Here is a 13,020-nt window from a genome sequence, read left to right on the forward strand (position 1 = left end):
GGCTTGCGGCGCGGCGGGCGAAAGTCGGTCGGCTCGCGGCCTCAGATCACGAACTGACCGTTCTCCTGGAACAGCTCGCCGTCGAGGTAGATCGCTCCGCCCTGGCGTAGGTCGCAGACCATGTCCCAGTGGATGGCGCTCTTGTTGAGCCCGCCCGTATCGGTATAGGAGCTGCCCAACGCCAGGTGGACCGTGCCGCCGATCTTCTCGTCGAAAAGGATCTGCTTCGTGGGGTGCTGGATGCGGTAGTTGGTGCCGATACCCAGTTCGCCCAGGTAGCGGGCGCCGTCGTCGCTGGCGAGCTGCGACTGCAGCAGGTCGTCACCGCGCTCCGCCTTCGCCTCGACGACCTTGCCCTCTTCGAAGCGCAGGCGGATGTTCTCCACCTCGACCCCGTTGACGGAGGAGGGCACCTTGTAGGTGATGACGCCGTTGGCGCTCGATTCGACAGGGCCGGTGAAGATCTCGCCGCACGGCATGTTGTGGCGGCCGGCCGAGTTGACCCAGGTGCGGCCGCCGGTGGTGAGGGTGAGGTCGGTGTCCTCCGCTTCGATCCGCACCTCCTTGGCTTGCGCCAGGCGATCCACCAGCTTCTTCTGGTAGTTCTCCTGCTCCTGCCAGCGGGCCACCGGGTCCTCGTCGAACAGGAACATCGAGTCGTACAGGAACTTCTCGTACTCGTCCTTGCTCATGCCGGCGTCCTGCGCGAGCGCGTCGGTGGGGTACATAGTCCCCACCCATTTGGTGTGGTCGAGACGGTGGTCCTGAACCGGCCGCAGCCGCTTGAGCCGGCGCGAGTAGCGACTCTTGTCGACGTTCTGCAGGGACCGGGTATTGAGCGGCGCACGCACCCTGATCCACGACTGGATCTGGCGGATCTCGTTCAACTCGACGTCCGGTTCGGTATCGAAATATGAATCGGGAGCGAAAGTGAGCACGTCGTGCTCGAACTCCGGGTACTCCATCCGCAACACAGGCTTGGCGCCCGCCTCGAACACCTCGCGGACCAGCGCCCGGGCCAGGTCGGTGGCGGGCGAGTGGATGTTGAGCGAAACGTTCTCGCCGGGTTTCACGTCACACGAGTAGCGGACCAGCAAACGCGCGAACTTCTCGTCCATCGGGTTGACCATGAGGGAAAGAGTAACAAGGCGCGCGGCAGCGGGTGGTCGCGAGCAGCGGAGTTAGACTCCGACGATGGGAGCGCATGGCTGACGAGGGGGAGAGGTTGCAGAAGGTGCTGGCCCGGCTGGGGGTCGCCAGCCGGCGCGGCGTCGAGGATCTCATCCGCCAGGGCAGGGTCGTGGTGGATGGCGAGCCCGCGCAGCTGGGCATGCGGCTTAGCGGCGCCGAGGAGGTCCGTGTCGACGGACGACTGGTGACCGGTGAAGCGAGGCGCGTGACCTACATGCTCAACAAGCCGCGGGGCATCCTCTCGACCGCTAGTGACGAGCGGGGACGCCGCACCGTCATCGACCTCCTGCCGCCCACGCCGGGCCTCCATCCGGTCGGTCGCCTCGACAAGGAGTCGGAGGGGCTGCTGCTCCTCACCACCGACGGTGAGCTGACCCTCCGACTAACCCACCCCAGGTACGGGCACCGCAAGACCTACCGCGTCTGGTGCCGCCAGGGAACGGTACCCACAGGCGCGCTCGAGCTGCTCCGGCGCGGCGTCGAACTGGAAGACGGCAGGGCCCGGGCGCTGGAGGCTGTTCCGCTGCCGGATGGCTGTCTGCTGGTTCTGGGCGAGGGGCGCAAGAGACAGGTGCGCCGGATGCTCGCCGCGGTAGGCTTCGAGGTCAGCCGCCTCCAACGCACCCGGGTCGGTGAACTCGAACTCGGGAACCTCGAGCCAGGAAGCTATCGGCTGTTGAGCGAGGAGGAGATCCGTGCCGCCCTCGCCAGCGGGGACCGGCAGTAGGAGTGGGACGAGCGGGCCAAAGCTGCGCCGGAAAAGGGGCGGCCGTTCGAGCCGGTATACTCGGGCCCAGGGTCGGGGCGGAAATTGCGACCGGTACCGGTGACTGAACGAGGCGAGATGACAGAGACGATATTCCGGCGCGGAAGCGGTTCCGTGCAGCTGGACCGTGACCAGATCCAGCGCCGGGTGCAGGAACTCGGCGAACAGATCCGCAACGATTACAAGGGCCTGCCGCTTCACCTCGTGTGCGTGCTCAACGGTGCCTTCGTATTCATGGCCGACCTGGTGAGGGCGATAGATCTGCCGCTCACCGTAGACTTCCTGTCGGTCTCGAGCTACGGGTCCCGTACCGAGTCGAGCGGCGAGGTCAGGCTCGTGAAGGACCTCGACCTGAGCCTCAAGGGGCGCCACGTGTTGCTGGTCGAGGACATCGTCGACACGGGCCTCACCATGCAGTACCTCAAGGGCTACCTCGAGGGCAGAGGACCCCTCTCGGTCAAGGTGGCCAGCCTCCTCTCCAAACCCTCCCGCCGCGTGGTGGAGGTCGACATCGACTACCTGGGCTTCGAGATAGAGGATGCCTTCGTCTACGGCTACGGCCTGGACGTAGCCCACCGCTACCGGAACGTGCCGTTCGTGACCAGCGACCCAGCGGCGATAGAGCAGGAGAGGTGAAGTTGACGCCCCTCCGCCTTGGCATGCTGGCCCTTACACTCCTGCTGGCGGTCGGACTCTCGAGCGCCCGTCGTGACGACCAACCGCCTGAGCTCTACCTGGAGATGCCCGGGAGGGTAGCTTCCGAGGAGCCGTTCGACCTGTTCCTGAGCGCGAACGAGCCCGTGACCTACCTCGTCGAATATGGCGACCTCGAACTGGAGCGGGTCTCGCAGGACCTGACCGTCTCGCTCCTGGCGCTGTCTGGCGAGCATGACGTAGAGGTCTCGGCTTCCGACGCAGCGGGCAACGAGGCGTCGGCGACCCTTCGGGTGACCGGCGTGCCGCCGGTGGTGGCGACCCTGGAGGTGCCCGACGCGGCGATGGCCGGGGACCCGGTCACCATAACCGCTCGCTGGGAAGGGGAGGCGGCGGTAGAGGAGGCCGTCCTCCAGTTCGCCGCGGCCCCAGGAACGACGCTCGAGCGCTCGAACGCACTGATCCGGGTCGCCGCCATACCGCTCGGCAGCACCGCCGGGGAGTGGCCGGTCGAACTCACTCTCGTCGACGAGTTCGGCCGGGTGAGCACCTCCAGCGCCCAGCTGAGGATCGCTGCGAGCACCCAGCCGGTGCAGGAACTGAATATCTCCCCAACCACCCTCAGCGTGATAACGCCGGCCGGCAGGGAGCTCGAGCGCGAGGCGTTCGCCGCCGCCTACGCCCAGCCGTTACCGACCCCGCAGTGGAGCAGCCCCTTCCTCATGCCCATCGAGGGTCTCTCGACGAGCGGATTCGGGCTGCCCCGCCGCTACGCTCCGGGCGGTCCCGTGTCGTATCACGAGGGAGCGGACATCGGTGCTCCCGCCGGCACCCCAATCCACGCAACCAACGACGGTATCGTCCGGGTGGCGGACTTCTACCCGATCAAGGGCGGCCTGACGCTCATCGACCACGGGGCCGGGGTGAGCAGCCTCTACTTCCATCAGAGCACCATCCTCGTCGAATCTGGCGACCGCGTCAGTCGCGGTCAGGTGATCGGCGAGGTGGGCACGACCGGCCTCTCCACCGGCCCCCACCTCCACTGGGAGATGCGGGTCGCCCGCACCCCCACCAACCCGCTGGCCTGGGTAGACAGGATCTGGCCCTGAGGCGTCTGCGGGCGGCGCTGCTCCTCCTGCTGCTGAGCGCCTCGATCGGGACCGCCGCGGCCCAGCCGCCGCCCGGCTCGGTCATCTACGAGATATTCGTACGCTCGTTCCAGGACAGCAACGGTGACGGCATCGGGGATCTCAGGGGAGTCGCCGAGAGACTCGACTACCTCGATTGGCTGGGGGTGACCGACATCTGGCTCATGCCCATCGGTCCCAGCCCCAGCTACCACGGATACGACCCCACCGACTACACCTCGATCGCTCCGGAGTACGGAACGATGGCGGACTTCGATGACCTGCTGGCTCAGGCCCGGGCGCGTGGGATCCGCGTGATTCTCGACCTCGTCGTCAACCACACCAGCGACCAGCACCCATGGTTCCAGGCGGCAGCGGCGGGCGCTGAGGAGTACCGCGACTACTACCTCTGGCGGGACGAGCCGCCGGACTGGAGAGGACTGGGGAGCGGTTCCCCCTGGCACCCTTCGGGCGGGAGCTACTACCTTGCGCTGTTCAGCGGCAACCAGCCGGATCTGAACCACCGCAATCCCCTCGTCGAACGGGAGCTGGAGGAGGCGGTGCGCTTCTGGCTCGAACGGGGGGTGGCGGGCTTCCGTGTCGACGCCATCCAACACATAGTCGAAGGCGAGGATGGCGCGATCAGCAACAGCGAGGCCAACTTCCGCTGGGTAGCGAAGTTCGTCGAGTTCATCGAGAGCGTCGCGCCTGGCGCCTACCTGCTGGGCGAGACATGGACGGCGACCCCTCTGATCGCTCGCTACCACCGCGACGCCGGCTTGCATCTCTCGACCAACTATCCCCTCTGGGAGGCGATCCTCTCGTCGGTGCAGAGTCGCAGCCCGGCCAATCTGGCTACCGTTCTCGAGCAGGACCTTCGGCTCTATCCACCGGGAAGCGTCCGGGCCCCCTTCATCTCGAACCACGACCAGGTCCGCCCCGCCACCCTCTTCGGCTTCCTGCGCCCCGATCCCGAACGGTCGCGGCTGGCCGCTGCCCTGTTGTTGAGCGCGCCGGGGGTGCCGATCGTCTACTACGGCGAAGAGCTGGGCATGCCCAACGGCGAAGGCGACGACGATCGGATGAAGCGCACGCCGATGCGCTGGCGCGCGGGAGCGGGGGCTGGTTTCAGCGACTCCCGCCCCTGGATCCCTTTCAGCACCGAGGACCCCACCATCTCTGTGGATTCTCAGCGTGAGGACGAGGCCTCGCTGCTCAACTGGTACCGGCGCCTGATAGCCGTTCGCCAGGCCAGCCCGGCGCTCGCAGGCGGCACTCTCGAGGTGCTCGATCCCCCCGAACGGAGCATCCTCGTTCTGCGCCGCACCCATCCCGAGGAGACGGTGCTGGTCGTGGCGAACTTCGCCAACCGCGGCGCCGTGCTCGACCTCCGCTCTCTCGGAGCCGCGAGCGCGACGGATCTGCTGAGCGGCCAGCAGTTGGGGGAATCAGCCCTCCTGCCCGCCACCTCGGCCCTGCTGCTCCGGCTCCCCGAGCGGTGAAAGAGCCTGTGGCGAGGTCGGGCCCTCGCTACCCGCTCGCGCCGAGTGGAACAGGTCGATGGCCGCTTCGGTCACCTCATCCACCGCGACGTCGGCGACGAACGACTCACCGTGCTCGCAGCTCCCCCGGGTGCAGTCCACGCCGCAGACGGGGCAGTCGAGACGCCACGAGATCTGCGGCCGACGGCGCGACCGGAACAGCGGGCCGGCGTTGATCAGGTTCCCGCACCAGAAGATCCCTACGGTAGGGGCGGCCACCGCCGCCGCCAGGTGAAGCGGTCCCGAGTCGTTCGAGACCACGACCCGGCTTCGTTCGAAGAGCCCCAGGACCCCACCCAGGCTCAGCTCGCCGGCAGCGATCAGCGGCGTGCTCCGCATCGAACCCTCGATCGCCGCGGCGAGGGGCCGGTCGGCGCTGCTGCCGGTGACCACTACCCGGCAGCCCTCCCTCATCAGAGCGTCGCCGACCTGCGCGAACTTCTCGGTGGGCCAGCGTCGCCGGGTGTCGCCCGCGCCGGCGTTCAGAGCAGCTATCGGAGCATCCTCAGCTGTCCCGCCCATCCGTGACAGGAAGGCTCGCGCCTCCTCCCTGTCCCGCTCCGTAACGGCGATCCGTGGCTCCAATTCGACAGGGGTGGCGCCAACCAGCGACACCACTTCCAGCAGGCGCATGACCTCCTGCTGGTAGTAAATGTAGGGGAAGGTCAGGTCGAGAGCGGGAGCGCCCGGCGCCCTCATGCCTACCGTAAGCCGGGCGCCGAGGCGCGAAACGAACGGGTTCGAGTTGGCTCCACCGCCGTGGAGCTGCAGGGCGAGATCGAACTCCCGCTCCCTCATCGCCTCGAAGAACGCCTCTACGGCATCCGGGTCCTCGCGGTCGTCCCCTACTCCCCGCCAAGGGGGCACGGTCACCACCTCGTCCACCGGCCCCGGCCTGCCGGCGAGCAGCTCCTCGTGCCAGCTGCGGCCCAGGAGGGTAATGCGGGCGCGCGGGTACGCGGACCGCAAGGCGGCGAGGGCCGGCAGGGCGAAGACGAGGTCGCCGATGCCGTTAGAGCGAAGTACGGCGATCCGCTCGACCCCAGGGCTCAACGGCACCGGACCGGCCTCCCGCCGTTCACGGAACACCTGCCAATGCCGTGCGATCCCCGCACTCGCCCGCAGGAGCCGCGGCGGAGCGGTCTTCAGTCCGGGCCAGCAGCTCTGCCACTGCCTCCGCAACCTCATCCGGCGGCACCCCCCGCAGGCAGGCATGATGCCCCTGCGGGCAAACGGAGCGGTAGCAGAACCGGCAGGGCACGTCTCGGTAGAGGACGCGGGCGGGGACCTGCCAGGGCGTGTGCTGAGGGTTGGTCAGAGCGTAGAGGTCAACCACGGGCGTGCCGACACCGGCGGCAAGATGGGCGGGTCCGGTGTTGTTCGACAGCAGTAACGGTGCCTGCTCGAGGAGCGCCGTCAACTCGTGCAGGTCGAGTCGCCCGGCGAGGTTCACCGCGGGGACGCCTGCCGCGTCGACAATCGCGGCGGTAAGCGCAGCCTCCTCCCCGCTTCCGGTGAGTACAGGGATGAGCCGCTGGCGACGCCAGAGCGAGCTGATCGCCCGGGCGAACGACTCGGGTGGGTAGCGCCTCGATGCGGCACTTGCTCCCGGGTGAACGGCGTACCAGTCCCGGGCGCCCACGAGGCCGTGCCGCCCGAGGAGGTCCACTACCTTCTCCCGCGCCTGCCGGCGCGGCTCCACCCGCAGTCGCTCATCGGTCGGCCGGGCGCCCACCTGGGCCACGAGGTCGAGGTGCCGCCTTACCTCGTGCCGGATCGTCTCCTGCGGTTCGGTCTCCTCCGCCCAGTCGCTGAGCAGGTGGTACGGGTTCTCGCGGCAGAAGGCCAGTCGCAACGGCACGTCCGCGAGGTGGAGGAGCAGAGCGGCCGGAAGCGGACTCTGGCTGTAGACCGTGAATATCACGGCAGCGTCGAACGTGGCGGCCCTCAGTCGCGAGATCATCCGTCCGTCCGGCTCGCTGCCCCTGCCGGCCGGAGTCGCCTTCATCCATGGCGCCTCGTAGGCGATGACCTCGTCGATGCCGGGCAGGAGCGAGGCCGCGCGTGCGCCGGCCTTCGACGTGAGGAGGGTGATCCGCCGGCGCGCTCCCGATTCGGCCAGGGCACGGATGGCCGGGCCGGTCATCACCAGGTCGCCCAGACCGTCGAGGCGGACGCAGAGGATCCTCCGCGCCGCCTGCCACGCGCCGGATCGTGACCGCTGCCGGAGCGCGCCCTGGTGTCCCACAGCTCCACCCTCGCCGAGGTGCCCCGGATCCGGTTCCCCGGTCACGCCGGGCCACCCCCGGCCGCTCTCCTGGGCGCCTCGGCGTCGCTTCCTCGCACCCGTTCGATGATCCCGGTCGTCGAGCGCCCGTCGAGGTAGGGGAGGAGTTCTACTCGTCCGCCCAGACGTTTGACCAGCGACGCTTCGGGCAACGATTCCTCGCTGTAGTCGCCCCCCTTCACGAACACGTCCGGCCTTACCAGCTTCAGCAGCTCCGCCGGAGTCGGTTCGTCGAACGGCACGATGTGATCCACGCAGGAGAGGGCAGAGAGCACCTGGACCCTGTCCTCGAGCGGGTTGATCGGCCGTTCGGGGCCCTTGAGGGCGCGAACTCCGGCGTCGCCGTTGATCCCGACGATGAGGACGTCGCCCAGGGCCTTGGCGCGACTGAGGCAGGTGACGTGGCCGCGGTGGAGGATGTCGAAGCAGCCGTTGGTGAAGACGATGCGGCGCCCCTCCTTGCGCAGCGCCTCGACGTGGGTCGCCACGTCGCCCCGACCGTGGAGGATCTTCTCGCCGGCACCGAGCCAGGCGAGCAGCTCCTCGCGCCTGCAAACGGTGGTGCCGTCCTTCGAGACCACCAGGCGGGCAGCCGCCGATGCGCACTCCGCCGCGCCAGGAGTGTCGGCCCCGGCGGCGAGAGCCAGGGCAAGAGCGGCGGTATAGGTGTCGCCGGCGCCAGTCGCGTTGCTGTGCGGCATCGGTCGGGAGTAGGTGCGGTAGGGAGGAGCGCTCCGCTCGAAGACGAGAGCCCCTTCCTCGTCGAGGGTGGCGGCGACGATCCTGGCCCCGGTCGCTTCCAGCAGCTGGTCTTCGAACGGTTCGAGCTGCTCGATCCGACCCTGCGACTTCCGGCTCAGCCCCAGGAGCCGGGCGACCTCCCCGTAGTTCGGCTTGACCGCGGTCACCGGCAGTCGCCGGTAGCGTTCCGGATATTTGGCGTCCACAACCAGCGGCCGCGGGTTGCGCCGCATCAGCCGCTCCAGGGCTTCGATCACCTGCGGCGTCACCACCCCGTAGCCGTAGTCCGAGACGATGATCAGGTCGGCTCGCTCGAACGACTCGCTCAAACGACCGATCAACTCCGCCTCGGCTGCCCTGTCCAGCGGTTCGTAGCTTCCCTGATCGAGCCGCATGAGCATCTGACCGGCGGCGAAGACGCGGCACTTGCTGAGGGTCTGGCGCGCTTCGCTCACGACCAGGTCGCCCGGGTCGATGCCGCCCGCCTCGAGCTCGTTCCTGAGCCGGAGACCGTCATCGTCGGGCCCCACCACTCCCAGGTAGGAGACGTGCGCCCCCAGGCCGGCTACGTTCATCGCGGCGTTCGCGGCGCCCCCCGGCCTGTCGCTGCGTTCGCTCAGGCCCACCACGGGTACCGGCGCCTCGCGGCACAGTCTGTCGGCGGAACCGTTCAGGTAGGCGTCGAGCATCGCCTCACCAATGACGAGCACGTCGAGTCCGCTGAATCCTCGGATCAGTTGGAGTAGGTCGCGTTGCATCGCGCCTCCTTAGGTCGTACGGGGGTCGCGAGTATGGCTTCCGCCGCTGCCTCCAGGTCACCTGCCGTGCAGTCGGGGTCCCGGCACTCGCCCGGGAGCCATTCGGTTTCGCCGCCCACTCCAGGTCCGTCGAGGAGCACAGTTCGGCACCCGGCGCGGCAACCGGCCTCGACGTCATCGAGGATGTCGCCTACCATCCACGACCTGCTCAGGTCGATACCGTTCGCCACGGCGGCGCCCAGGAGCAGCCCCGGCTTGGGCTTCCGGCAGTCGCATTCACGGGCGTAGGGCGCCACCACCCCCTTTGGGTGGTGCACGCAGGCCCGGAAGTCGTCGAGCCGAACGCCGAACGGATCGAGCAACGACTCGAGGCGCCAGCGGACCGCTCTCAGCGCGGTGGGCGGGAAGTATCCGCGCGCCACTCCGGACTGGTTGGTCACGACGACGAGAGCGTAGCCGGCGTCCTGCAGCCGCCGCAGCGCCCTTCCGGCTCCCGGCAGCAACTCCATCCTGTCCGGCTCGACGTTGTAAGGGACGTTCGCAACCAGGGTACCGTCCTTGTCGAGGAAGACAGCCGGACGCGGTTCGGCTGCGGTTACGGCCACGAGGTCTCCCGCATCGGCAGGACCATAAGCTCCGGGATCACCGTGCCGGGCGGTTGCTGGAGCACGAACCGGATCGCCTCGGCAACGTTGCGCGGTTCCTGCAGCAGTCCGGGATCGGTGTCGGGGAAACGCTCCATGATGAACGGGGTGCGCATCCCGCCGGCGATGAGCGCGGTCACCGCCACCCCGACCTCGCGCCCTTCGACGTGGAGCGAGTGGCTGAGTCCCAGGAGACCCCACTTGGAGGCGTGATATGCGGCGGCGTTCGCCCAGGTTCGGCGGGCCGCGGTGGAAGCGATGTTGACGATGTGGCCCCTGCCGCGTCGCTTCATCCCGGGGAAGGCGAAGTGGGACATCAGGTAGGCGCCGTGCAGGTTCACGCCGATCACCCTCTGCCACTCCTCGATGGTGAGTTCGTCGAAAGCGACTGTCCGGTCGGTACCGGCATTGTTCACCAGGATGTCGAGGGACCCGAAGCGCTCCTCGGCTGCCTCGACCGCCTCGCGGGCCGACTCAGGGTCGCTCACGTCGAGTCGGATAGCTGCGGCTTCACCTGGGCAGTCACGCAGAGAAGCCGCCACCTTCTCGGCCGCCTGCGGGTCGAGGTCGGCCACCAGCACGTGGGCGCCCGACGCTGCGAGTACTCGGCTGGTCTCGGCGCCCAGGCCGCTTCCGCCCCCGGTGACGAGGGCGCTCCTTCCTTCGATTCCGTTCATCGGCTGCCCCCCTCGGGCTCCGAAGCGTCGCGCGAGCTGGTGACCGGGATCGTCGCAGCGATCGTGGGGCTGGCCGCCGCCCGGAATGTTCCTCCGGGGACGCGGTCCCTGGAGGCCACGATCGCCGGTACCGGGAGAGCGGACCTCCCGAGCGCCTCCTCGTAGACGTCCTCGAGCAGGTCCGTGACGCGCTGCCAGGTGTACTCCCCGGCGCGCGCCAGCGCCCGTTCGCGCATGCGCGCCAGTATCTTCGGCTCGCGCAGCATGACGGCGAGTCGCTCGGCGATCGCTTCGGGGTTGCGTGGCGGGACCAGGAAGCCTGTCTCGCCGTCGACCACCGTGCTCTTCAACCCGCCCACGGCCGAACCCAGGACCGGCACCCCGCAGGCCATCGCCTCGAGCGGAGTGATCCCGAACGGCTCGTACCAGGGAGTGCTCACGAAGACGTCGGCGGCGCAGTAGTAGTCACGAAGGTGGCGCCTGTCCCTCTGGCCCTCGAAGCGGACCAGCTCCTCGACCCCCTCCTCGCGAGCTATGCCCATCAGCCTTCCTAGCTCCGGCGTCCGCACCGGGTCCGGCTCCGGGCTTTCGCCGCCGACTACTACCAGCAAGGCTCGTTGACGGTAATCGTGTACCAGCCGCGAGAGGCCCCGGATGACCTCTTCCACGCCCTTGCGCCGCACCATCCGGCCCAGTTGCAGTATCACCGGCTCGTCCGTCGGCAGCGAAAGGCGCTGCCGCGCCTGGGCCTGGGGCAGAGGACCGAACTCGCGGGTCGAGAAACCGCACGGTACCGTCCTTATCCGCTCGGCCGGGGCCCCGTAGAGCCCCTGCAGGTCGTGGAAGTCCTGATCGCACTCTGCGATCACGGCAGCGGCATTCCGAGCGACCCGCTCCTCGATCTCGAAACGTTCGTCGGGGAAGGTGTCGGCCGTTCCTTGGTGGCGCCGCCTCACCTTGCCGAGTGCATGGAATGTGATCACGTACGGCAGCCCGCGCGCTTCACGAAGCTCGTCGGCGACCAGCCCCGACATGAAGAAGTGGGCGTGCACCAGATCGAAGTCGATCGGCGATCCGTCGAGCCAGGCCGAGACGTTCCGCCTGAACTCGGCCATGAACGGGAGGAGTTCCTCCTTGCGTACCGGCCGGGGCGGTCCCGCCTCCACATGCACCAGGCGGACGTTGTCGCCGCAGTCGAGTTCGTCAGGCAGGCCGGGATCGTCGCGCCGGGTGAAGACCACCACCCTGTTGCCGCGGCGTCCCAGTTCGCTTGCAACCTGCGCTACGTAGACGTTCTGCCCGCCGCTGTCGGCCCCTCCAAGGGCTGCCAACGGCGAGGCGTGCTCGCTTATCATCGCGATGTTCATGTTCCCCCCTCATCTGTCGAGCGGCGTCTAGGACGCCGCTTCTACCAGTCGTCCCGCTCGGTTGGCGGCGACCTCCCGCAAGGCCGCCCCCCATTCGCGGGCGAATCGATCTATGCCGAAGCGCTCGCGAGCGGTCGCTCTGGAGCCCTCGCCCAGGCGTCGCGCCAGCTGCGGGTCCTCCAGCAACATCCTCATCCGCCCGATGAGGCCCTCCGTGTCGGTGTCGGCGTAGCCGTTCACGTCGTTCTCGATGACCGTGGCCATCTCCGTCGTCGCCAGGGCCACGATCGGTATCCCCGCTGCCATCGCCTCGCACACGGCGAGGCCCAGGCTGGTGTAGCGGATCGGGTTGAAGAAGAGGCGGTAGCGCGATGCGAAGGCGGGCACCTGTGAGTGCGGCACCTCGCCCAGACCGCCGAGCGAACGCGCCTCCATCCCGATCAGGTCGATCGGCAACTCCTCCCGGGCGCGCAGGAAGATGTCGGCGCCCAGCCTTCGACCGCGCTTCTCGAGCTGGTTGATGACGACGAGGCCACGCTCCAGCTCACCGCTGTACTCGACCCCGTACGGGACCACCACCCCGTGCTCGATGACCCGAGTCGGGGTGCGGTTCGAGTCCCACATCAGGTCGTTGAAATGGGTGACGTGAACCAGAAGCGCGTTCGGATCGTCCAACGGGTGGCGCGTGTCGGTCGGGTGCTCTCTGGGTGGATCGTGCTCGACGTAGACGAGCGGTAGCTCCAACTGTTCATCGGAGAGGATGTCGAAGCGGTCTACCTCGTAGTTGCGACGCGACTGGCAGAGGACCACGTCGATCTGCTCCGAGCGGATCCGGTCCCACGCCACCTCGCGCACGTTCGCTCCCCAGGGGTGGTCGCCCACTCGACCGCCGTAGCCGTCCGAGCGATCCTCCCGCACCGGCAGGATGAACTCGGCGTCGGTCTGAGTCAGGTAGTAGAGGTAGGCGCCGTGGACGTGCCAGGTGAGAACGCGCGGGCGCCTCACCGGCGCCACCCCGACCCGAGAGCAGTTTCGGCGAAGACTCCGAATGTTCCGAAAAGCCCGATTGTCATCGTAAGTTTCTGCATCATCCCCCGCTTTCCCGCACGAGGATAGGGGGGAGCGGAAGGGGAGTTCATCGTGCGGCTGCACAACTTCTACTTCTCCGTTCCGCGCTTCCCTTGGGCAGACGCAACATCACCAGCCCTTTTCCCGGTGCAGGACAGCAGAAGTCGAACCTGAACGGAACCTTAATTGCAGATGAGTA

Annotated in this window: 12 protein-coding genes; 4 read left to right on the forward strand and 8 right to left on the reverse strand. The window is 68.1% G+C overall.

Features of this window, described 5'->3' with window-relative positions; genetic code table 11:
* Positions 1 to 41: 41 nt before the first annotated feature.
* The gene (locus VF168_09590; protein ID HEX7004423.1) at positions 42 to 1,130 is read right to left on the reverse strand and encodes an aminopeptidase; all 1,089 of its coding nucleotides are present in this window, start codon (positions 1,128 to 1,130) and stop codon (positions 42 to 44) included.
* 74 nt (positions 1,131 to 1,204) lie between these two features.
* Here VF168_09590 and VF168_09595 point away from each other — a divergent pair, with 74 nt between their 5' ends.
* From VF168_09595 to VF168_09610, 4 genes are all read left to right on the forward strand, one after another.
* Positions 1,205 to 1,918 (forward strand): pseudouridine synthase, encoded by a 714-nt coding sequence (locus tag VF168_09595; protein HEX7004424.1) that lies wholly within the window; start codon positions 1,205 to 1,207, stop codon positions 1,916 to 1,918.
* 117 nt (positions 1,919 to 2,035) lie between these two features.
* Positions 2,036 to 2,593 carry a hypoxanthine phosphoribosyltransferase gene (hpt, locus tag VF168_09600; protein HEX7004425.1) on the forward strand — a complete coding sequence of 186 codons (558 nt, stop codon included), beginning with the start codon at positions 2,036 to 2,038 and terminating at the stop codon, positions 2,591 to 2,593.
* Complete coding sequence (locus tag VF168_09605; protein ID HEX7004426.1) at positions 2,590 to 3,720, forward strand: M23 family metallopeptidase; 1,131 nt, start codon at positions 2,590 to 2,592, stop codon at positions 3,718 to 3,720. Before hpt ends, VF168_09605 begins: the two co-directional genes overlap by 4 nt.
* 131 nt (positions 3,721 to 3,851) lie before the next feature.
* Entirely contained in the window at positions 3,852 to 5,240 is a 1,389-nt protein-coding gene (locus VF168_09610; GenBank protein ID HEX7004427.1) for an alpha-amylase family glycosyl hydrolase, read from the forward strand.
* On the opposite strand, the gene VF168_09615 is transcribed toward VF168_09610, so the two are convergent.
* Genes VF168_09615 through VF168_09645 form a run of 7 tightly spaced genes read right to left on the reverse strand, consistent with a single transcriptional unit; the run spans position 5,187 to position 12,758 of the window.
* Positions 5,187 to 6,338 carry a glycosyltransferase family 9 protein gene (locus VF168_09615; GenBank protein ID HEX7004428.1) on the reverse strand — a complete coding sequence of 384 codons (1,152 nt, stop codon included), beginning with the start codon at positions 6,336 to 6,338 and terminating at the stop codon, positions 5,187 to 5,189. The two genes, VF168_09610 and VF168_09615, sit on opposite strands and share 54 nt — an antisense overlap.
* A gap of 19 nt (positions 6,339 to 6,357) precedes the next feature.
* Positions 6,358 to 7,572: a glycosyltransferase family 9 protein gene (locus VF168_09620; protein ID HEX7004429.1), complete on the reverse strand. Its 1,215-nt coding sequence runs from the start codon at positions 7,570 to 7,572 to the stop codon at positions 6,358 to 6,360.
* Positions 7,569 to 9,065: a D-glycero-beta-D-manno-heptose 1-phosphate adenylyltransferase gene (gene rfaE2 / locus VF168_09625; GenBank protein ID HEX7004430.1), complete on the reverse strand. Its 1,497-nt coding sequence runs from the start codon at positions 9,063 to 9,065 to the stop codon at positions 7,569 to 7,571. The genes VF168_09620 and rfaE2 overlap by 4 nt, the downstream gene beginning before the upstream one ends.
* The gene (locus VF168_09630) at positions 9,041 to 9,670 is read right to left on the reverse strand and encodes an HAD family hydrolase (protein ID HEX7004431.1); all 630 of its coding nucleotides are present in this window, start codon (positions 9,668 to 9,670) and stop codon (positions 9,041 to 9,043) included. The genes rfaE2 and VF168_09630 overlap by 25 nt, the downstream gene beginning before the upstream one ends.
* On the reverse strand, positions 9,661 to 10,386 hold the full coding sequence (locus tag VF168_09635) for an SDR family oxidoreductase (GenBank protein HEX7004432.1): 726 nt from the start codon (positions 10,384 to 10,386) through the stop codon (positions 9,661 to 9,663). Before VF168_09635 ends, VF168_09630 begins: the two co-directional genes overlap by 10 nt.
* Positions 10,383 to 11,753 (reverse strand): glycosyltransferase, encoded by a 1,371-nt coding sequence (locus VF168_09640; GenBank protein HEX7004433.1) that lies wholly within the window; start codon positions 11,751 to 11,753, stop codon positions 10,383 to 10,385. The genes VF168_09635 and VF168_09640 overlap by 4 nt, the downstream gene beginning before the upstream one ends.
* A gap of 27 nt (positions 11,754 to 11,780) precedes the next feature.
* The gene (locus tag VF168_09645; protein HEX7004434.1) at positions 11,781 to 12,758 is read right to left on the reverse strand and encodes a glycosyltransferase family 4 protein; all 978 of its coding nucleotides are present in this window, start codon (positions 12,756 to 12,758) and stop codon (positions 11,781 to 11,783) included.
* Positions 12,759 to 13,020: the final 262 nt, after the last annotated feature.

The organism is Trueperaceae bacterium (assembly GCA_036381595.1).
Taxonomy (GTDB): Bacteria; Deinococcota; Deinococci; order Deinococcales; family Trueperaceae; genus DASVCN01.